At 43.3% G+C, this 21,104-nt stretch carries 14 protein-coding genes, 1 tRNA gene and 4 rRNA genes; 13 read left to right on the forward strand and 6 right to left on the reverse strand.

The window, feature by feature from the left end; genetic code table 11:
* Positions 1 to 3: 3 nt before the first annotated feature.
* Entirely contained in the window at positions 4 to 1,362 is a 1,359-nt protein-coding gene (gene rmuC, locus HWV01_RS00480) for a DNA recombination protein RmuC (protein WP_211673606.1), read from the forward strand.
* Positions 1,363 to 1,382: 20 nt separating this feature from the next.
* Here rmuC and HWV01_RS00485 read toward each other — a convergent pair whose 3' ends face one another.
* The 5 genes from HWV01_RS00485 to def all read right to left on the reverse strand — a co-directional run bounded on the left by HWV01_RS00485 (position 1,383) and on the right by def (position 7,190).
* On the reverse strand, positions 1,383 to 2,828 hold the full coding sequence (locus HWV01_RS00485) for a TrkH family potassium uptake protein (protein ID WP_211673607.1): 1,446 nt from the start codon (positions 2,826 to 2,828) through the stop codon (positions 1,383 to 1,385).
* A 20-nt stretch (positions 2,829 to 2,848) separates the two neighbouring features.
* Positions 2,849 to 4,225 (reverse strand): Trk system potassium transporter TrkA, encoded by a 1,377-nt coding sequence (gene trkA / locus HWV01_RS00490; RefSeq protein ID WP_211673608.1) that lies wholly within the window; start codon positions 4,223 to 4,225, stop codon positions 2,849 to 2,851.
* 138 nt (positions 4,226 to 4,363) lie between these two features.
* Positions 4,364 to 5,659 (reverse strand): 16S rRNA (cytosine(967)-C(5))-methyltransferase RsmB, encoded by a 1,296-nt coding sequence (rsmB, locus tag HWV01_RS00495; RefSeq protein ID WP_211673609.1) that lies wholly within the window; start codon positions 5,657 to 5,659, stop codon positions 4,364 to 4,366.
* Positions 5,660 to 5,710: 51 nt separating this feature from the next.
* Positions 5,711 to 6,664, reverse strand: coding sequence for a methionyl-tRNA formyltransferase (fmt, locus tag HWV01_RS00500; RefSeq protein ID WP_211673610.1), 954 nt, complete (start codon positions 6,662 to 6,664; stop codon positions 5,711 to 5,713).
* A gap of 22 nt (positions 6,665 to 6,686) precedes the next feature.
* Complete coding sequence (gene def, locus HWV01_RS00505) at positions 6,687 to 7,190, reverse strand: peptide deformylase (RefSeq protein WP_211673611.1); 504 nt, start codon at positions 7,188 to 7,190, stop codon at positions 6,687 to 6,689.
* Between the two features lie 105 nt (positions 7,191 to 7,295).
* Here def and HWV01_RS00510 point away from each other — a divergent pair, with 105 nt between their 5' ends.
* The 7 genes from HWV01_RS00510 (at position 7,296) to aroE (ending at position 12,796) form a co-directional block, all read left to right on the forward strand.
* On the forward strand, positions 7,296 to 8,387 hold the full coding sequence (locus HWV01_RS00510) for a LysM peptidoglycan-binding domain-containing protein (RefSeq protein ID WP_211673612.1): 1,092 nt from the start codon (positions 7,296 to 7,298) through the stop codon (positions 8,385 to 8,387).
* 8 nt (positions 8,388 to 8,395) lie between these two features.
* Positions 8,396 to 9,502, forward strand: a complete 1,107-nt coding sequence (dprA, locus tag HWV01_RS00515) for a DNA-processing protein DprA (protein ID WP_211673613.1) — start codon at positions 8,396 to 8,398, stop codon at positions 9,500 to 9,502.
* On the forward strand, positions 9,502 to 9,978 hold the full coding sequence (locus HWV01_RS00520; protein ID WP_211673614.1) for a DUF494 family protein: 477 nt from the start codon (positions 9,502 to 9,504) through the stop codon (positions 9,976 to 9,978). Before dprA ends, HWV01_RS00520 begins: the two co-directional genes overlap by 1 nt.
* A gap of 106 nt (positions 9,979 to 10,084) precedes the next feature.
* Positions 10,085 to 10,654: a type I DNA topoisomerase gene (locus HWV01_RS00525; protein ID WP_211673615.1), complete on the forward strand. Its 570-nt coding sequence runs from the start codon at positions 10,085 to 10,087 to the stop codon at positions 10,652 to 10,654.
* A 61-nt stretch (positions 10,655 to 10,715) separates the two neighbouring features.
* Positions 10,716 to 11,225, forward strand: a complete 510-nt coding sequence (purE, locus tag HWV01_RS00530) for a 5-(carboxyamino)imidazole ribonucleotide mutase (RefSeq protein WP_211673616.1) — start codon at positions 10,716 to 10,718, stop codon at positions 11,223 to 11,225.
* A 77-nt stretch (positions 11,226 to 11,302) separates the two neighbouring features.
* Positions 11,303 to 11,890 (forward strand): L-threonylcarbamoyladenylate synthase, encoded by a 588-nt coding sequence (locus HWV01_RS00535; RefSeq protein ID WP_211673617.1) that lies wholly within the window; start codon positions 11,303 to 11,305, stop codon positions 11,888 to 11,890.
* Between the two features lie 93 nt (positions 11,891 to 11,983).
* A complete protein-coding gene (aroE, locus tag HWV01_RS00540; protein ID WP_211673618.1) occupies positions 11,984 to 12,796 on the forward strand; it encodes a shikimate dehydrogenase in 813 nt (270 codons plus the stop codon).
* A gap of 73 nt (positions 12,797 to 12,869) precedes the next feature.
* Here aroE and HWV01_RS00545 read toward each other — a convergent pair whose 3' ends face one another.
* Entirely contained in the window at positions 12,870 to 13,412 is a 543-nt protein-coding gene (locus HWV01_RS00545) for a gamma carbonic anhydrase family protein (RefSeq protein ID WP_211673619.1), read from the reverse strand.
* 489 nt (positions 13,413 to 13,901) lie between these two features.
* Between HWV01_RS00545 and HWV01_RS00550 the strand changes: the two genes are divergently transcribed.
* The 5 genes from HWV01_RS00550 to HWV01_RS00570 all read left to right on the forward strand — a co-directional run bounded on the left by HWV01_RS00550 (position 13,902) and on the right by HWV01_RS00570 (position 20,841).
* Positions 13,902 to 15,446, forward strand: a 16S ribosomal RNA gene (locus HWV01_RS00550).
* Between the two features lie 119 nt (positions 15,447 to 15,565).
* Positions 15,566 to 15,641: transfer RNA gene (locus HWV01_RS00555), tRNA-Glu, on the forward strand.
* Positions 15,642 to 15,861: 220 nt separating this feature from the next.
* Positions 15,862 to 18,755 (forward strand): 23S ribosomal RNA (locus tag HWV01_RS00560).
* 138 nt (positions 18,756 to 18,893) lie between these two features.
* Positions 18,894 to 19,009, forward strand: a 5S ribosomal RNA gene (gene rrf / locus HWV01_RS00565).
* A 287-nt stretch (positions 19,010 to 19,296) separates the two neighbouring features.
* A 16S ribosomal RNA gene (locus HWV01_RS00570) occupies positions 19,297 to 20,841 on the forward strand.
* Together the 16S, 23S and 5S rRNA genes with 1 tRNA gene alongside form the textbook arrangement of a ribosomal RNA operon.
* The last annotated feature ends 263 nt before the right edge of the window (positions 20,842 to 21,104 follow it).

Below are 21,104 nucleotides of genomic sequence, written 5' to 3' on the forward strand. Positions count from 1 at the left end.
CTTATGACTTTTGATTCTCTGTTACCCATATTTCCGTATATTGTCGTTAGCTGTATCGCGATTATTTTTGGCTTCGTTGCAATCCGTAAAACTCAGCAAGCCAACTTATCGATGCAAACTTTAAATCATGAAGTTGAGTTATTAGAACAACAATTAGATAACGTTAATTATGCTAATGACCAATTGCAGAAAGAGCATGATGCTAATAAATTAAAATTAGAATCGCAAAACAACCAGTTAATTAAATTAATGTCACGATTACGTGAAAGTGACATTCGTTTACAGGCTGAACGCCAGGCTAGCGAAGAAAAACTGGCACTGCAAGCACAATCTGAACAACGCTTACAACAGCAGTTCGAAAACCTCGCAAATAAAATTTTTGATAGTAAAACCGACAATTTCAAAGAACTAAACAAGTCTAGTGTGGAATTGCTTTTAGCGCCATTAAAAACGCAGCTCGAAGGATTTAAACAGCAAGTGCAAGATGTTTACTCTAACGAAGCGAAAGAGCGCCACAGCTTACAATCTGAAGTTGCTCGTTTGCAGCAAGTTTATCAATTGATGTCTAGCGAAACGGCTAATTTAACTAAAGCCCTGAAAGGGGACAATAAACAGCAAGGTAATTGGGGCGAAGTTATTTTAGCGCGGATCTTATCTGAATCTGGTTTACGGGAAGGACATGAATATGATGTTCAGGTAAGCTTGAATAATGAACATGGCAAACGCTTTCAGCCTGATGTGATTGTTCATCTACCACAAGATAAAGATGTTGTGGTTGATTCTAAGGTGTCATTAACGGCTTACGAGCGTTACTTTAATGCTGACGATGAAGTGACACGTAAACAAGCGTTACAGGAGCATGTAACCTCTATTCGTGGGCATATTCGTGAACTTGGGCGTAAAGATTACCACTTGTTACAAGGCTTAAAAACGTTAGATTATGTACTGATGTTTGTGGCGGTAGAACCGGCATTTATAGCGGCATTAGAAGCTGACCCAAGTTTAATGAAGTATGCACTGGATAATAATATCATGTTAGTGAGTCCAACCAATTTGTTAGTTGCATTACGTACCATTGATAATTTATGGCGTTACGAACGTCAGAACCAGAATGCACAATTAATCGCAGAACGTGCTGGCAGGATCTATGAAAAGCTGCGTTTATTTAGTCATGATATGCAAGACATGGGAACAGCGTTAGATAAAGCACAAGATAGTTATGATTCAGCGATGAAACGTTTAAGTTCAGGTAAGGGCAATTTAATTAAACAAGCGCAGCAGTTTGTAGAGCTGGGCGTCGAAGTTAAAAAACCATTACCTGTTGAGTTAATTGAGAAAAGCAGTGCTAACTTATTAGAATAATCAGTTAGCACTCTTATACTTTAACTTTTCCAAAATGCAGGGGTTACGAGCACTAATACTGTCATGATCTCTAATCGCCCCATCAACATGCCTAAGCTAAGCGCCCATTTTGCGGTATCAGGTAAACTAGCAAAGTTACCTGATGGGCCAATGACAGGGCCCAATCCTGGACCCACATTAGCCACAGCGGTGATTGCACCGGTAATACTGGTGATCGGGTCTAACCCTATTATGCTGAGTATGGCTGCCAGTATCGAAACTGTAGCAATAAATGCACTACCAAAAGCAACCACAGATCGTACAATAACATCATTTACATTACGTCCATTATAGTGCTGTCTAAATACTCCTGACGGATGGACTAATTGTGACATCTGCTTACGGAATAAGGTGAAGGCGATTTGAAATCGAAATATTTTTATCCCTCCAGATGTTGAGCCAGAACAAGCACCAGTAAACATCAAGCCAGCAAACAAGACTGTTGTAAATTCACCCCATGTGCCGAAATCTGTTAAACCAAAACCAGTCGATGTTACTATTGATACTATGTTAAACATACTAATTCTGATCGCGTCGGTCAGATCAAAAACATCTTTTTGCCACAAGTATAACGACATCATTATTGTCATTACGAGTATTAGCTTTCCAAAACCGATAATCTGCGCATCATTGATAAGTACTTTGATATCGCGACGATGAATTGCACTGATCAAGAGTAAAAATGGTAACCCCCCTAAAAACATAAAGAAGGTACCATTCCATTGCGCTGCGTTCGAGAAGTGTGCCATTGATTGATCTGAGGTCGAATAGCCGCCTGTCGATAGGGTTGTCATTGCATGATTGAGGGCTTCAAAACTCGTCATGTCAGCAGCTAAGTAACCAAAATAACAAAGTATGGTTAAGCTTAAATAGACGTACATAACGTAAGCCGCTGTATGCTGGGTTTTGGTGGTGTTTTTATCAGACCAGTCAGATGACTCTGTTTGGAATAGACGCATACCGCCGACGTTTAAGTAAGGTAGGACTGCTACCCCCATAACCACGAAACCTACGCCACCTAACCACTGTAAAATCGAGCGCCATAGCAATACACTGTGTGCCGTTGTATCTAAATTTGAGAGTACGGTTGAACCTGTGGTGGTAATACCTGACATGGTTTCGAAATAGGCATCGGTATAGCTAATATGTTGGATCAACATGAGCGGCAGGGCGGCAAATGCGGAGGCTATTATCCACACACACGTGGTCAGTAAAAACATTTCACGTATACCAAGACGGAAAACGTTTGAGCGGCCTTTATGCCAGAATAAACCGGATGCGATGGTGGTGATAATAATAGATTTGAAAAATTCAGGCGCGCCATGGCCATCGGTAGACAAAGCCAGTACCAAAGGTGCAATCATAAATAAAGCAAGCGCGCGTAACACCACACTTGCCATGAACAATACGGGTTTGAAGTTAACCATTAAACAAGTTTCTTTGCATGTTATAAGAAGAATGGACTGGGTTGAAAAAGTTTCTCTACATCAGGGATGAACTTTTTATCAACCAGGAACATCACTACGTGATCATCTTGTTCAATCACGGTGTTATCATGAGCAATTAGCACTGCGTCATTACGTACAATTGCACCAATGGTGGTACCTGTTGGTAGTTTTAAACTCCCTACAGTTCGACCGACAACGCGCGATGTTAATTTATCACCATGGGCTATTGCTTCAATCGCCTCTGCGGCACCACGGCGCAATGAGTAGACATTGGCGATATCAGCACGACGAACATGAGTTAATAACGCAGAGATAGTGGCCTGTTGTGGTGAAATGGCAATATCGATAGTGCCGCCCTGCACTAGGTCCACATAAGCACCGCGCTGGATCAGCACCATGGCTTTTTTCGCCCCCATCCGTTTGGCTAACATGGCAGACATAATATTGGCTTCGTCATCATTGGTGACGGCGATAAATACGTCTGTTTGGTCTATGTGTTCTTCACTGAGCAGTTCCTGATCGGAGGCATCACCGCAGAATACGATGGTATTATTAAGCATTTCTGATAGTTTTTCGGCACGGGTGATATTACGCTCAATCAATTTGACTGAGTAATCACGCTCTAAACGACCCGCTAATGCAGCGCCAATATTACCGCCACCGGCAATAATAATACGACGATACGGTTTTTCCAGTTTTTGCAATTCACTCATCACGGCGCGAATATTATTACTTGCAGAAACAAAAAATACTTCGTCATCGGCTTCAATAATCGTTGTACCCAGTGGGCGGATCGGTTTGCCTTGGCGGAAGATAGCAGCAACGCGGGCTTCCACATTGGGCATATGTTCACGTAATGCCGCTAACGCATTACCGACTAATGGACCGCCATAGTAGGCTTTTACTGCCACGAGACCCACTTTGTTATTGGCAAAGTTAACGACCTGTAATGCCCCCGGATAATCGATGAGGCGTTTAATATAGTCGGTCACTAGCTGCTCAGGTGCGATCAAATGGTCCACTGCAATAGCGCCATTATTAAACAGGGTTTCTTTGTTATTAAGATAGGATTCATTTCTGATCCGAGCTATTTTATTTGGGGTATTGAACATGGTGTAAGCGATCTGACAAGCGATCATATTGGTTTCATCATTGTTGGTCACTGCCACCAACATATCTGCATCTTGTGCGCCAGCTTCACGTAGTACGTCTGGATTGGCGCCGTGGCCTTCAACAACGCGCAGGTCAAATTTATCTTGTAAGTTTCTTAAGCTGTCGCCATCGCGGTCGATAATAGTAATGTCATTATTCTCACCTACTAAGTTTTCAGCCAGCGTGCCGCCGACTTGGCCTGCCCCGATAATGATAATTTTCATTTAACCTCGCACCAAATAAAATTGTCGTGATCTGTTTTGATAATACTATTCTACGCTTATTTAAGCTAAAGTTGAATAACGCCAATGGTTTATAGCCAAATGATACTAATCAATCAGTTGGCTATAGAGACTATTCACTTATGCTTTTTTTTGTAACTTCGCGTAGAAAAAGCCATCCATGCCTTGGGTATTGGGTAGGATCTGCCAGCTTGATGCTGGATTGTCGCTGTCGGCTGTTAATGGGATCAGCGTTGCATCGGGAGTTCGATCAACAAACGAACTGATTTGTTCGCTGTTTTCTGCCGGTAGAATAGAGCAGGTAGCATATAATAATGTGCCGCCAGGTTTAAGTTGCTGCCACATGGCATCTAAAATTTCAGACTGTAATTGGACTAATGGTGCAATGTCGCTATCACGACGTAACCATTTGATATCGGGATGACGACGAATAACGCCCGTTGCACTACAAGGTGCATCTAATAAAATGCGATCAAACTTATCACCCTGCCACCAATCTTCTGGCTTACTCGCATCGCCGTGGATAAGCTCTGCTTCTAATTGCATACGGGTTAAGTTTTCTTGTACCCGACTCAAACGGGTAGCATCAAAATCAACTGCAACGAGATGCTTTAATGCTGGTTGGCGCTCTAAAATGTGCGCTGTTTTACCACCTGGAGCTGCACAAGCATCAAGAATCAATTCGCCTGGTTGTGCATCTAAGAATTGCGCCGCAAATTGCGCCGCGCCATCTTGTACTGAGCTATGACCTTCTGCAAAACCAGCTAGTTTGTAAACATCAGTCGGCTTCTCTAAACGTAATGCTGAATCCGCACTATCTACGATATCTGCGGTGATGTCGTCCGTTGCTAACAATGTTCGATAATCAGCTTGATTATGATGTTGCTGATTAACTCGTATCCACATTGGCGGACGTTCATTGTTGGCCATTAATACATCTTGCCATTGATCTGGATAAGCGGCTTTAATGCGTTTTATTAACCAGCCTGGGTGACCGAATTTACACGCGTCATTACCGTCAGCTTGGCTTTCTAGATCATCTTGTTGGCGCTGGTAATTACGTAAAATAGCGTTCACCAGCCCACTGAGTTTATGTGATTTTAATACCTTAATCGCGTTTACGGTTTCAGCTACTGCAGCATGTGCTGGAATACGCATGAATTTTAATTGATATAAGCCAACCAGAATTAAGAAATGCACGGGTCTTTGCTTGCCCGTTAATGGTTTGCTCATTAATTGGCGACTAATAAATTCAAGACGTGGTAACCAGCGCAATACGCCGTAACAGATCTCCTGTAGTAAAGCACGATCCTTGGCTGGTAATAATTGCTGAGCAATTGGTAAGGCTGTCGTCAATGACTGACCTCTATCAACAACTTGGTAAAGTACTTTTGCAGCGCTAGCTCTGGTTTTCATATATATGTATCCGAGGTAAAACCGCTTAATACTATTAAGCGGTCATAGGTATTAAATAGAATTTAGTAATTGGCCAACAGTAAACCACTCTTTACGAGCATTTAGTATATCTTGAACTGGCATGGCTTTTTTGCCCGCAAGTTGCAGGTTTAATAACGTTAATATGCCATTCCCTGTTGCCACTTGAATGCCTTGTTTTGTTGCGGTTAGAACCGTGCCAGGCTGTGCGTCTGTCACATCTTCACTCGCATTTGCTTGCCAAACTTTCACATTTTGCTCGGCAATTTGTGTGTAACTCACAGGCCAAGGATTAAATGCGCGGATTTGACGTTCGATAGCAACAGCTGATTGTGTCCAATCGATGTTTGCTTCTTCTTTACTCAGTTTCGCCGCATAGTTTGCTTGTTCATCATCTTGCACTTCAGCTACTGCGGTATTGTTACTGATCTGCGTTAATGTTTCCAATAGACCTTGTGGGCCAAGCTCGGCAAGTTTGTCATATAAACTGGCACTGGTTTCATTATCCGCGATTGGGCAAGTTACTTTGTGTAGCATGGCTCCTGTATCTAAACCGATATCCATTTGCATGATAGTGACGCCTGTCTCAGCATCTCCGGCCCAGATTGCACGTTGGATTGGTGCTGCTCCACGCCATCTTGGTAATAGTGAACCATGCACATTGATACAACCTAAGCGCGGTGTATCTAACGCGACTTGTGGCAGGATCAAACCGTAAGCAACAACGACCATCAAATCGGCGTTTAGGGCTGCCAATTCTTGTTGTGCTTCTTCATTTCGTAAACTAACAGGCTGATAAACAGGAATGTCATGGCTAACTGCGAGTTGTTTTACGTCACTTGGTTTTAATTTTTTTCCGCGACCTGCGGGGCGATCTGGCTGGCTATATACCGCGATCACTTTATGCTCTGAATTTAGTAATGCAGAGAGGTGTTTTGCGGCAAAATCAGGGGTGCCGGCAAAAATAATGCGTAATGGTTTGGTCAAGGTTAATTCCTATTTTGTATTCTTATTTATCTTTACGAGCTAGCTTTTCGAGCTTTTTCCGAATTCTTTGCTGTTTTAGCGGTGATAGATAGTCAATAAAGAGTTTACCGTTTAGGTGGTCCACTTCGTGCTGTAAACAAATCGCTAATAAATCATGGGCTTCTAGTGTAAACTCATCACCATCACGGTCTAATGCTGTCACTGTTACACTTTCTGCGCGTGGCACAAAAGCGCGTGATTCTGGTACCGATAGGCAACCTTCTTCAATACCTGTCTCACCGAATTTGTTGGTGAGGACTGGATTGATAAGGATTAGAGGCTCATCGCGTGTTCCTGACACATCGATAACGACAATACGTTGTAAAATATTAACTTGTACAGCGGCTAAACCAATACCTTCTTCTGCATACATGGTTTCGAGCATGTCATCGATGATGATTTGTGTCGCTGGTGTGATTTCCTGCACAGGTTGAGCAATTTTTTTTAATCGATCATCAGGAAAATGTAAAACTTCTAATATAGCCATGGTACTTTCTTATTTTGAATGGATTCAAATAACGCTTAATTTTGACGTAAAACGTTACAATAATCACTATAAATATAAGCGTTCAAACAACAATTAGGAAAGGATATGTCCATAAAACGTCGTTTGATCTTTGCTTTAGCCGCTATTTTACCTTTTTTAGCGCATGCTGATAGCTTAAACTTAAAAAACCAATACCCCACTGAATACATCGTCAAAGAAGGTGATACGCTTTGGGATATTTCGAGCAAATATTTGCAAAGCCCGTGGCTGTGGCCACAATTATGGGATGCTAATCCTGCTTTAGATGATCCGCATCTTATCTATCCCGGCGATAAACTACAATTAATCTTTGTTGATGGCCAACCTCGCTTAGTACGTAATCATATGCGCAAGCGTATCTTAAAAGTTTCTCCTAAAGCGCGACCTGAATTAAAAGGCAGTCGAGCAATACCGACTATACCGTTAAAATTGATTAATTCTTTTTTAAGTCGTGATTATGTCGCAGCGGATGAAAAATTAAAACATGCCCCTGTGATCTTAGGCAATAATGACGGTAATACGACATTCATTGTTGGCCATAGTATTTTTGCATCCAGTTCTTTAAAACCGGGTCAATATGGTATTTATCGCCGCGGTCGTATTTATATCGACCCTGTTACTAATGAAAAATTAGGTAACGAAGTGGAGTTTATAGCCATTGCTCGCGTTGTGAATACTGGAACGGAAACGATTCCAGCGAAATTATCAATTTTAAAAAGTGCGAAAGAGGCGCGTAAAGGTGATCGATTACTCCCTATGCCGGAGCAAGATCGCTTACCGGTGTATTTTCAGCCGCGTAATTTTCAATTAGCGAGTGATGGTGTCATTGTCGCTGCGGATGAAAAATACAATACTATTGGTAAAAACGATGTGGTGATCATTAATCGAGGTTGGCGTGATAGTGTAGGTGCTGGCGATGTTTTTGCGGTATTAAAACGCGGTAAGACGATAATTCGTCGTGAACAAGACCTTGACTTTAATTATGACGATCAAATTAATCAATATGATAAACTTTTTTCTGACAAAAATGAGTTACAGCTCCCAGATGAACGGATCGGAGAAATGATGGTGTTCAAAGTTTACGACAAAGTCAGCCTTGCACTTATTACACATAGCTCACAAGTGATTAAACTGAATGATAAGGTAAGCAACTTATGAGATAAATAATGGTTAATGAGCAAGATAAATATTGGTTAGCACTATACGACGTCCCCCAAATTGGTGGTAGTAGGGCGCTAAGGTTATTGAAAAAAACATCGTTAACTAGATTATTTACTGGTTCTGTTCTGTATCTACAATCACTTGGTTTGGATACAGCGCAGCAACAGAGCATTCTAAACCCTGATTGGCTGGCTATTGAGAACACCTTAAATTGGCTTGCGGATCAACCTGAACGTTATCTTATCCCTATTACCTCAAATGATTATCCACTGACATTAAAAAATATTGGTTCTCCACCCTTACTTTTGTATGTAGAAGGTAATGTTGAGTTATTATCGAAACCACAAATCGCCATGGTTGGTACTCGAGATCCAAGTTATTATGGCAAGCGGCATGCACATAGTTTTGCCGTCGAATTAGTGCAAGAAGGACTAGTGGTTACCAGTGGTCTTGCGATTGGTGTTGATAGTGAATGTCATCGTAGTGCATTAGCAGCGAAAGGGCATACTATTGCAGTTTTAGGTACTGGTTTAGCCAATATTTATCCTAAGCGTCATCAGAAATTAGCACAACAGATTAGGGAACAGGGGGCGTTAGTTTCCGAGTTTAGCCCTTTTACTCAAGCGAGACCGGAACACTTTCCCCGTCGTAATCGCATTGTTAGTGGCCTCTCACTTGGTGTTGTGGTCATTGAGGCTGCATTAAACAGCGGGTCATTAATTTCAGCTCGTTATGCCGTAGAGCAAGGCCGTGAAGTCTTTGCTTTGCCTGGCGCCATTGATAATCCGATGGCAGCAGGTTGTCATTATTTGATCCAACAAGGGGCAAAGCTAATTACTCAAATTAGTGATATTACCGATGAACTCACATATATAAATGTAAGTACGAATTCTGAGCAAACAGACCTATTCAGTGCTGTTCCTGAGACTGTTTCATTGCCAAATCAAATTATCTTAGATAGTGTCGGTTATGAAGTAACGACAGCAGATATTATTGCTGAGCACAGCCAACAACCTGTTAGCCAAGTATTAACGAGTTTAATTGAACTTGAACTTGATAATTGGGTGAGTGTTGTGCCCGGTGGTTATGTGAGATCGCAACGGAGGGGCTAATGCTAGATATACTTATTTATCTTTTCGAAAACTTTTATGAACAAAATGAATCTGAGTTCTTAGTTGATCGAGATGACTTACTCGGTGAGTTAATTAAGGTTGGTTTTGCTGAAGCTGAAATTCATAAAGCAATTACATGGATTGAAAACTTAGTCGAATTACGAAGTGGTGGGGTTCAAACTCATCTGCAAGTTTCGAGTGTGAGTTCAATGCGGATTTATACAGAGGCCGAGCAACTTTATATAAATACCGAGTGCCGTGGTTTCTTATTATTTTTAGAGCATATTGACGTGCTTAATATTGAAACTAGAGAAATGGCCATCGCACGTTTAATTGAACTTGAGAATACCAATTTGGATCTTGAGGACATTAAATGGGTTATCTTAATGGTATTATTTAATGTGCCAAACGGTGAAGCAGCATATTTACAGATGGAAGAATTAGTACAGGCTAAAGCGCATAATTACCTGCATTAAAACTCGATAACCAGTGACTGGGTGATTTAAATTATATTAATTACTGGCATAAAATGTCAACTTTGATAAAATCAGCCCATCAATTATTTACTTAAAAATTGTTCAAATGTCTAAAAATGACGACAAACTATTTACAGTTCATGAACATGCCTTGGAAAAAGAGTACGAGACGTGCCCGCAATGTGGTGCTGAGTTAAGTATTAAAAATGCCAAATCAGGGCCATTTTTAGGTTGCAATAATTATCCTACTTGTGGGTATTCACGCCCGCTATCAAATCAATCACATTTCGAAGATGACAAAGTGTTGGTTGGTTCCGAATGTCCTGAGTGTCAGCATGAACTCGTATTGAAACGTGGCCGTTATGGCTTTTTTATTGGTTGTACCCAATTTCCCACTTGCAGTTACATGTCTAAAACAGAAACGCCAGACGAAACTGGTATATGTTGTCCGCAGTGTAAGTCGGGTGATTTGATGCAGAAAAAATCACGTTTCGGAAAAATATTTTATTCTTGTAATAAATACCCTAAGTGTAAATACATTATTAATTTCAAACCTATTTCAGAAACTTGCCCTGAATGTCATTGGGGCATTTTAGTTGAAAAAAAAACCAGTAATGGAAAACAACTTATCTGTCCGCAGAAAAGCTGTGGCTATAAGCGTGCTTTATTAGAATAGTGATAAACACTATCAATTAATTTAAACGATTAAAAATAACTCATACGGAAAGGGAATAATTATGTCTACACCATTTGTTGCAGTATTAATGGGCTCAGATTCAGATTTACCTGTCATGCAGGCGACACTGAATGTACTAAAATCATTTGAAATCCAGTACGAAGTAAAAGTCACTTCTGCTCACCGAACTCCAGCAGCTACACACCAGTATGTGACTGATGCTGAAAGCCGTGGCTGTGCTGTATTTATCTGTGCTGCAGGTCTAGCTGCACATTTAGCTGGTGCTGTTGCTGGTATCACTACACATCCTGTTATTGGCGTGCCAATTGATGCAGGTCCATTACAAGGTATGGATGCATTATTATCAACAGTGCAAATGCCTGGTGGTGTACCTGTTGCTTCTGTAGCAATCGGTAGTGCGGGTGCTAAAAATGCGGGTTATCTTGCTGCGCAAATGCTTGCAATTGGTAACCCTGAAATGGCGGCTAAAGTTAAAGCTGAGCGTCAAGCTAATGCTGCAAGCATTATTGCTAAAGACGAAGCATTACAAGCTAAATTAAAAGCACTATAGCTGTAATTAGTAAGAAATTAAGCTTATAACTGTCGTTATAGAGTAAGAAATGGTAGCGTAAGCTACCATTTTTATTTATGACTATTAATAATAGATATATTACTGTGAATAATTCAACTGCCATTAGCAACGCGGTTACTGCGTTATACAATCAGCAAGTTATTGCTTATCCAACAGAAGCTGTTTTTGGCTTAGGTTGTGATCCAATGAGTGAAAAAGCGGTTCAACGCTTACTATCCATCAAACAACGCCCTGTTGAAAAAGGTTTGATCTTAATTGCAGCAAATTTATCGCAATTAAATGATTATGTTGATTTAACGCTATTGTCGACAACGCAAATAGATCATATTAATCAAACATGGCCTGGTCCCGCAACTTGGGTTATGCCCGCCAAATCTCAAGTACCTAAATGGTTAACAGGACAGTTCGATAGTATTGCAGTGCGTGTTTCAGCCCATCCTACTGTACAGGCATTATGCACTGCTTTTGGTGGTCCAATAACGTCTACAAGTGCTAACTTAACTGGCCGCACACCTTGCGTGACGGCTGCTGAAGTTAACCGTCAGTTAGCTTCTCTACTTGGTGCTGTTGTTGATGAACCCGTAGGTGGTCTGGCGCAGCCCACTACTATTACTGATGCGCTTACTGGTAAAGTCTATCGTTAATAATTACTTTACTCTGATGTTTTCTATTGACCGTGATAGTCAAATTATTGTTTACTAAGTTCTTTATCTATCTCATTACAGGAGTTGTGCAGTATGGATCGTTATGCCGTATTTGGTAACCCAATAAACCACAGTAAATCACCAATGATCCATGGATTATTTGCCGAGCAGACTGCACAGGATCTTAGTTATCAAGCAATCGAAGCACCAATTAATGACTTTAACACTGCGATTAATGAGTTTTTTTCTCAGGGAGGGAAGGGTTGTAATATAACAGTCCCCTTTAAAGAAGAAGCCTTTTCGTTTGCTCAACAATTAACCCCACGGGCGCAACTAGCGGGAGCTGTGAATACTTTGGTGCTTACAGATGACGGCTGTGTTATAGGTGATAATACGGATGGGTTTGGTCTGGTGCATGACTTGTTGCAATATACGACGCTCACGAATAAACGGATATTATTATTAGGTGCAGGTGGTGCAGCGCGCGGTGTAATTGGTCCATTGCTAGAACAAGGCATACTGGAACTTGTTATTGCTAACCGGACAGATGCTAAAGCGCAAAAATTAGCCACATTATTTAATGATAATGGGAAGATAACAGCATGTAGTTTTGCTGCATTAACGGGAAAGTTTGATCTTATCATTAATTCTACGTCTGCAAGTTTATCGGGTTTAGTTCCTGCAATTTCACCAATATTAGTTGATAAAAAAACTATCTGTTATGACATGATGTATAAAGCCGACGCTACAGCATTCAACTTATGGGCCTCGGAACAAGGTGCTGAGTTGGTGATCGATGGACTTGGTATGCTGGTTGGACAGGCAGCTGAAAGCTTTAAAGTTTGGCGTGGGGTTACGCCATCTATGTCACCAGTACTTGAAGCATTAAGAAAAATGATTAAATAGTATAATGCTTTACCCTCTACGCTAGGTTAGAGGGTATGCGTACTTTACTAATGTTGGTTACTTTTCGAATTGATTACTGGCTATCTTCTATATACTCATTTTTTAGCAGTACGTAGTTATCAGCGGATAGTTTCAAGAACGCGATCTCATCATCCGTTAATTTTCTTGCCTGTTTCGCTGGACTGCCGATATAAAGATAACCACTTGCTAATGTTTTTCTTGGTGGAACTAAAGTTCCTGCACCAATCATAACGTCATCTTCAATTATAGCGCCATCAAGCACTATCGCCCCCATGCCTATTAATACGCGATTACCAATTGTACATGCATGTAACAGTGCTTTATGGCCAACAGTCACATCGTTACCTAAAATAAGCGGGATACCATGCGGGTTTGCTGGACTTTTACGAGTTACATGTAATACGCAACCATCTTGAACATTTGTACGCGCACCAATGAAGATTTTATTTACATCACCACGTGCTGCTACTAGTGGCCATATACTGGCATCTTCATCTATAGTTATATCTCCGATGAGGACGGCTGACTTATCAACATAAGCTGAATTCGCTAATTGTGGAGATACGCCTTGGTATTTTCGAAGTGAAGTGCTCATTGTTGTCCCTATATAGTCATTTATAGTTATTAATGTTAGTCAAATACTCAAATAGCATAGTAAACAACCAAGCTAGATAGCGCTATATTATTTTTTAGAAATCACTTGCCTGTAAACGTTAAATCCCTATAATAGCGCCTCACTGACACGGTAACAGTCGCTCAGTAAGGTGTTTACAAATTAACTTTGGTTACTTTTTAAACGTCCTGAATAAAGCATAAATATGTGCTTGACTTCAAATTTGGTTTGCGTAGAATACGCAGCCTGACTACGACGCAAGGCGTCAAGGTCAATGCTCTTTAACAATTTATTCAAGCAATCTGTGTGAGCACTTGCAGAGATATAATGACCAAAAATTATATCAATGTAATTGTGAACATTAAATTAAATCGAAAGATTTGGTTTTATAAACAACAAACTTCGGTTTGTTGTTGAAGTACAGAATTCATTGAGCCGACTTAATCGCTTAGGCGATTAGTCAAAAACTTTTAATTGAAGAGTTTGATCATGGCTCAGATTGAACGCTGGCGGTAGGCTTAACACATGCAAGTCGAGCGGAAACGAAGAATAGCTTGCTATTCTGGCGTCGAGCGGCGGACGGGTGAGTAATGCTTGGGAATCTGCCTAGTCGAGGGGGACAACAGTTGGAAACGACTGCTAATACCGCATACGACCTACGGGTGAAAGGGGGCCTCTTCTTGAAAGCTCTCGCGACTAGATGAGCCCAAGTGGGATTAGCTTGTTGGTGAGGTAAGAGCTCACCAAGGCGACGATCCCTAGCTGGTCTGAGAGGATGATCAGCCACACTGGAACTGAGACACGGTCCAGACTCCTACGGGAGGCAGCAGTGGGGAATATTGCACAATGGGGGAAACCCTGATGCAGCCATACCGCGTGTATGAAGAAGGCCTTAGGGTTGTAAAGTACTTTCAGCGAGGAGGAAAGGTAGTAGATTAATACTCTGCTACTGTGACGTTACTCGCAGAAGAAGCACCGGCTAACTCCGTGCCAGCAGCCGCGGTAATACGGAGGGTGCAAGCGTTAATCGGAATTACTGGGCGTAAAGCGCATGCAGGCGGTTTGTTAAGCGAGATGTGAAAGCCCCGGGCTCAACCTGGGAACTGCATTTCGAACTGGCAAACTAGAGTTCTTGAGAGGGTGGTAGAATTTCAGGTGTAGCGGTGAAATGCGTAGAGATCTGAAGGAATACCAGTGGCGAAGGCGGCCACCTGGCAAGTAACTGACGCTCAGATGCGAAAGCGTGGGTAGCAAACGGGATTAGATACCCCGGTAGTCCACGCCGTAAACGATGTCTACTCGGAGTTTGGTTCCTTGAGAACTGGGCTCTTAAGCTAACGCATTAAGTAGACCGCCTGGGGAGTACGGCCGCAAGGTTAAAACTCAAATGAATTGACGGGGGCCCGCACAAGCGGTGGAGCATGTGGTTTAATTCGATGCAACGCGAAGAACCTTACCTACTCTTGACATCCATAGAACTTTTCAGAGATGAATTGGTGCCTTCGGGAACTATGAGACAGGTGCTGCATGGCTGTCGTCAGCTCGTGTTGTGAAATGTTGGGTTAAGTCCCGCAACGAGCGCAACCCTTATCCTTATTTGCCAGCACGTAATGGTGGGAACTCTAAGGAGACTGCCGGTGATAAACCGGAGGAAGGTGGGGACGACGTCAAGTCATCATGGCCCTTACGAGTAGGGCTACACACGTGCTACAATGGCGCATACAAAGGGCTGCAAACCAGCAATGGTAAGCGAATCCCATAAAGTGCGTCGTAGTCCGGATTGGGGTCTGCAACTCGACCCCATGAAGTCGGAATCGCTAGTAATCGTGAATCAGAATGTCACGGTGAATACGTTCCCGGGCCTTGTACACACCGCCCGTCACACCATGGGAGTGGGCTGCACCAGAAGTCATTAGCTTAACCTTCGGGAGGGCGATGACCACGGTGTGGTTCATGACTGGGGTGAAGTCGTAACAAGGTAGCCCTAGGGGAACCTGGGGCTGGATCACCTCCTTACGTAAAGTTGTTAGTTTTTGTAAGTGCCCACACAAATTGCTTGAATAGAAACGTTAAAGACAGTCTTATGAAAATAAGACAACGTTTGGGATGAAATCCAAACGTAGAAAGTAAATAGTGTCCCGTTCGTCTAGAGGCCTAGGACACCGCCCTTTCACGGCGGTAACACGAGTTCAAATCTCGTACGGGATACCACTTTTCTTTCTGATTAAAAATCAAAGCTAAGCAGTTAATGCTTATCTTTGCTTTTTAGCAAATTGCTCTTTAAAAATTTGGAAAGCTGAATAAATAAAGAAGTTCTTAAAACACGTTATTGCTTCGGCAATAACAATATAGTGTTCTTGAGTATTCTTGAGGCGAAAAAAACTAGATAATACCTAGTTATTTCAATTGTACGGTCGACTTTAGATTGTATGGTTAAGTGACTAAGCGTATACGGTGGATGCCTAGGCAGTCAGAGGCGATGAAGGACGTGTTAATCTGCGTTAAGCTGTGGGGAGTTGATAAAAAGCGTTAATCCACAGATTTCCGAATGGGGGAACCCACTCTACTTTGTAGAGTATCGTAACGTGAATACATAGCGTTACGAAGCGAACCGGGAGAACTGAAACATCTAAGTACCCCGAGGAAAAGAAATCAATAGAGATACCCTTAGTAGCGGCGAGCGAACGGGGTCTAGCCCTTAAGCAGTTTGGAAGTTAGTGGAAGATTCTGGAAAGTTTCACGATACAGGGTGATAGTCCCGTACATGAAAACGACCTTACTGTGAAATCGAGTAGGACGGCACACGTGATATGCTGTTTGAATATGGGAGGACCATCTTCCAAGGCTAAATACTACTGACTGACCGATAGTGAACCAGTACCGTGAGGGAAAGGCGAAAAGAACCCCTGTGAGGGGAGTGAAATAGAACCTGAAACCGTATACGTACAAGCAGTGGGAGCAGACTTGTTCTGTGACTGCGTACCTTTTGTATAATGGGTCAACGACTTAATTTCAGTAGCAAGGTTAAGCGAATAGCGGAGCCGTAGGGAAACCGAGTGTTAACTGCGCGAATAGTTGCTGGGATTAGACCCGAAACCCGGTGATCTAGCCATGGGCAGGTTGAAGGTTGAGTAACATCAACTGGAGGACCGAACCGACTAATGTTGAAAAATTAGCGGATGACTTGTGGCTGGGGGTGAAAGGCCAATCAAACCGGGAGATAGCTGGTTCTCCTCGAAAGCTATTTAGGTAGCGCCTCGCGTCTAACTATTGGGGGTAGAGCACTGTTAAGGCTAGGGGGTCATCCCGACTTACCAACCCTTTGCAAACTCCGAATACCAATAAGTTCAATCGCGGGAGACACACGGCGGGTGCTAACGTCCGTCGTGGAAAGGGAAACAACCCAGACCGTCAGCTAAGGTCCCAAAGTGTATGTTAAGTGGGAAACGATGTGGAAAGGCTCAGACAGCCAGGAAGTTGGCTTAGAAGCAGCCATCTTTTAAAGAAAGCGTAATAGCTCACTGGTCGAGTCGGTCTGCGCGGAAGATTTAACGGGGCTAAACATACCACCGAAGCTACGGATGCAAAGACTTGTTCTTTGCATGGTAGAGGAGCGTTCTGTAAGCCGTCGAAGGTGAGTTGAGAAGCTTGCTGGAGGTATCAGAAGTGCGAATGTTGACATGAGTAACGATAATGGGGGTGAAAAACCTCCACGCCGAAAGACCAAGGGTTCCTGTCCAACGTTAATCGGGGCAGGGTGAGTCGACCCCTAAGGCGAGGCCGAAAGGCGTAGTCGATGGGAAACAGGTTAATATTCCTGTACTCACTTATATTGCGATGGGGTGACGGAGAAGGTTAGGCTAGCATGGCGATGGTTGTCCATGTTTAAGGTTGTAGGCTGTATGCTTAGGTAAATCCGGGCGTACATTAAGGCTGAGAACTGATGACGAGTCTCTACGGAGATGAAGTAGTTGATACCCGGCTTCCAGGAAAAACCTCTAAGCTTCAGATATAAGAGAATCGTACCCCAAACCGACACAGGTGGTTAGGTAGAGAATACTAAGGCGCTTGAGAGAACTCGGGTGAAGGAACTAGGCAAAATGGTACCGTAACTTCGGGAGAAGGTACGCCAATGATGGTGAAGGACTTGCTCCGTAAGCTATTGTTGGTCGCAGAGAAATGGTGGCTGCAACTGTTTATTAAAAACACAGCACTGTGCAAAATCGAAAGATGACGTATACGGTGTGACGCCTGCCCGGTGCCGGAAGGTTAATTGATTGGGTTAGACTTAGGTCGAAGCTCATGATCGAAGCCCCGGTAAACGGCGGCCGTAACTATAACGGTCCTAAGGTAGCGAAATTCCTTGTCGGGTAAGTTCCGACCTGCACGAATGGCGTAATGATGGCCACGCTGTCTCCACCCGAGACTCAGTGAAATTGAAATCGCTGTTAAGATGCAGTGTACCCGCGGCTAGACGGAAAGACCCCGTGAACCTTTACTATAGCTTGGCACTGAACATTGAACCTACATGTGTAGGATAGGTGGGAGACGTTGAAGCATTGTCGCTAGATGATGTGGAGTCAACCTTGAAATACCACCCTTGTACGTTTGATGTTCTAACGTAGGCCCCTTATCGGGGTTGCGGACAGTGTCTGGTGGGTAGTTTGACTGGGGCGGTCTCCTCCCAAAGAGTAACGGAGGAGCACGAAGGTTGGCTAAACATGGTTGGACATCATGTGGTTAGTGCAAAGGCATAAGCCAGCTTAACTGCGAGACAGACACGTCGAGCAGGTACGAAAGTAGGTCTTAGTGATCCGGTGGTTCTGAATGGAAGGGCCATCGCTCAACGGATAAAAGGTACTCCGGGGATAACAGGCTGATACCGCCCAAGAGTTCATATCGACGGCGGTGTTTGGCACCTCGATGTCGGCTCATCACATCCTGGGGCTGAAGTTGGTCCCAAGGGTATGGCTGTTCGCCATTTAAAGTGGTACGCGAGCTGGGTTTAGAACGTCGTGAGACAGTTCGGTCCCTATCTGCCGTGGGCGTTTGAGAATTGAGAGGAGCTGCTCCTAGTACGAGAGGACCGGAGTGGACGAACCACTGGTGTTCGGGTTGTTATGCCAATAGCATTGCCCGGTAGCTAAGTTCGGAACTGATAACCGCTGAAAGCATCTAAGCGGGAAGCAGGCCTCGAGATGAGTTCTCACTGGAGCTTTAAGCTCCCTGAAGGGCCGTTGGAGACTACAACGTTGATAGGCAAGGTGTGTAAGTGCTGTGAGGCATTGAGCTAACTTGTACTAATTACCCGTGAGGCTTAACCATACAAATTAAAGTATGATTAATTGAAATATCGACTTAAGAATAGACAGAACACTTTATGTTTTAAAGACTTCTTTATTTATAGCTTTTCAGATTTAAAAATGAAACGTAAGTTTCTATATAGAAAGCAAACCAAATTTGCTTGGTGACCATAGTGTTGCGGTACCACCTGATCCCATTCCGAACTCAGTAGTGAAACGTAATAACGCCGATGGTAGTGTGGGGCTTCCCCATGTGAGAGTAGGGCATCGCCAAGCGCCAAATTAAATTGTTGTAACGATAGTTACAGCAATTTTCAGATAATACTCTTTGAGTGATATTTGAAAATTGCCGTGTTTAACACGCCAATGCTCTTTAACAATTTATTCAAGCAATCTGTGTGAGCACTTGCAGAGATATAATGACCAAAAATTATATCAATGTAATTGTGAACATTAAATTAAATCGAAAGATTTGGTTTTATAAACAACAAACTTCGGTTTGTTGTTGAAGTACAGAATTCATTGAGCCGACTTAATCGCTTAGGTGATTAGTCAAAAACTTTTAATTGAAGAGTTTGATCATGGCTCAGATTGAACGCTGGCGGTAGGCTTAACACATGCAAGTCGAGCGGAAACGAAGAATAGCTTGCTATTCTGGCGTCGAGCGGCGGACGGGTGAGTAATGCTTGGGAATCTGCCTAGTCGAGGGGGACAACAGTTGGAAACGACTGCTAATACCGCATACGACCTACGGGTGAAAGGGGGCCTCTTCTTGAAAGCTCTCGCGACTAGATGAGCCCAAGTGGGATTAGCTTGTTGGTGAGGTAAGAGCTCACCAAGGCGACGATCCCTAGCTGGTCTGAGAGGATGATCAGCCACACTGGAACTGAGACACGGTCCAGACTCCTACGGGAGGCAGCAGTGGGGAATATTGCACAATGGGGGAAACCCTGATGCAGCCATACCGCGTGTATGAAGAAGGCCTTAGGGTTGTAAAGTACTTTCAGCGAGGAGGAAAGGTAGTAGATTAATACTCTGCTACTGTGACGTTACTCGCAGAAGAAGCACCGGCTAACTCCGTGCCAGCAGCCGCGGTAATACGGAGGGTGCAAGCGTTAATCGGAATTACTGGGCGTAAAGCGCATGCAGGCGGTTTGTTAAGCGAGATGTGAAAGCCCCGGGCTCAACCTGGGAACTGCATTTCGAACTGGCAAACTAGAGTTCTTGAGAGGGTGGTAGAATTTCAGGTGTAGCGGTGAAATGCGTAGAGATCTGAAGGAATACCAGTGGCGAAGGCGGCCACCTGGCAAGTAACTGACGCTCAGATGCGAAAGCGTGGGTAGCAAACGGGATTAGATACCCCGGTAGTCCACGCCGTAAACGATGTCTACTCGGAGTTTGGTTCCTTGAGAACTGGGCTCTTAAGCTAACGCATTAAGTAGACCGCCTGGGGAGTACGGCCGCAAGGTTAAAACTCAAATGAATTGACGGGGGCCCGCACAAGCGGTGGAGCATGTGGTTTAATTCGATGCAACGCGAAGAACCTTACCTACTCTTGACATCCATAGAACTTTTCAGAGATGAATTGGTGCCTTCGGGAACTATGAGACAGGTGCTGCATGGCTGTCGTCAGCTCGTGTTGTGAAATGTTGGGTTAAGTCCCGCAACGAGCGCAACCCTTATCCTTATTTGCCAGCACGTAATGGTGGGAACTCTAAGGAGACTGCCGGTGATAAACCGGAGGAAGGTGGGGACGACGTCAAGTCATCATGGCCCTTACGAGTAGGGCTACACACGTGCTACAATGGCGCATACAAAGGGCTGCAAACCAGCAATGGTAAGCGAATCCCATAAAGTGCGTCGTAGTCCGGATTGGGGTCTGCAACTCGACCCCATGAAGTCGGAATCGCTAGTAATCGTGAATCAGAATGTCACGGTGAATACGTTCCCGGGCCTTGTACACACCGCCCGTCACACCATGGGAGTGGGCTGCACCAGAAGTCATTAGCTTAACCTTCGGGAGGGCGATGACCACGGTGTGGTTCATGACTGGGGTGAAGTCGTAACAAGGTAGCCCTAGGGGAACCTGGGGCTGGATCACCTCCTTACGTAAAGTTGTTAATTTTTGTAAGTGCCCACACAAATTGCTTGAATAGAAAGTTGAATAGTATGTCTTACTAATAGTAAGACGCTAGTAAGCAAAGATAAGCAATCGCTTGTTTATCTTTGCTTTTTAGCAAATTGCTCTTTAAAAATTTGGAAAGCTGAATAAATAAAGAAGTTCTTAAAACACGTTATTACTTCGGTAATAACAATATAGTGTTCTTGAGTATTCTTGAGGCGAAAAAAACTAGATAATACCTAGTTATTT

Source organism: Moritella sp. 5 (genome assembly GCF_018219455.1).
In the GTDB taxonomy this organism is placed as follows: Bacteria; Pseudomonadota; Gammaproteobacteria; order Enterobacterales; family Moritellaceae; genus Moritella.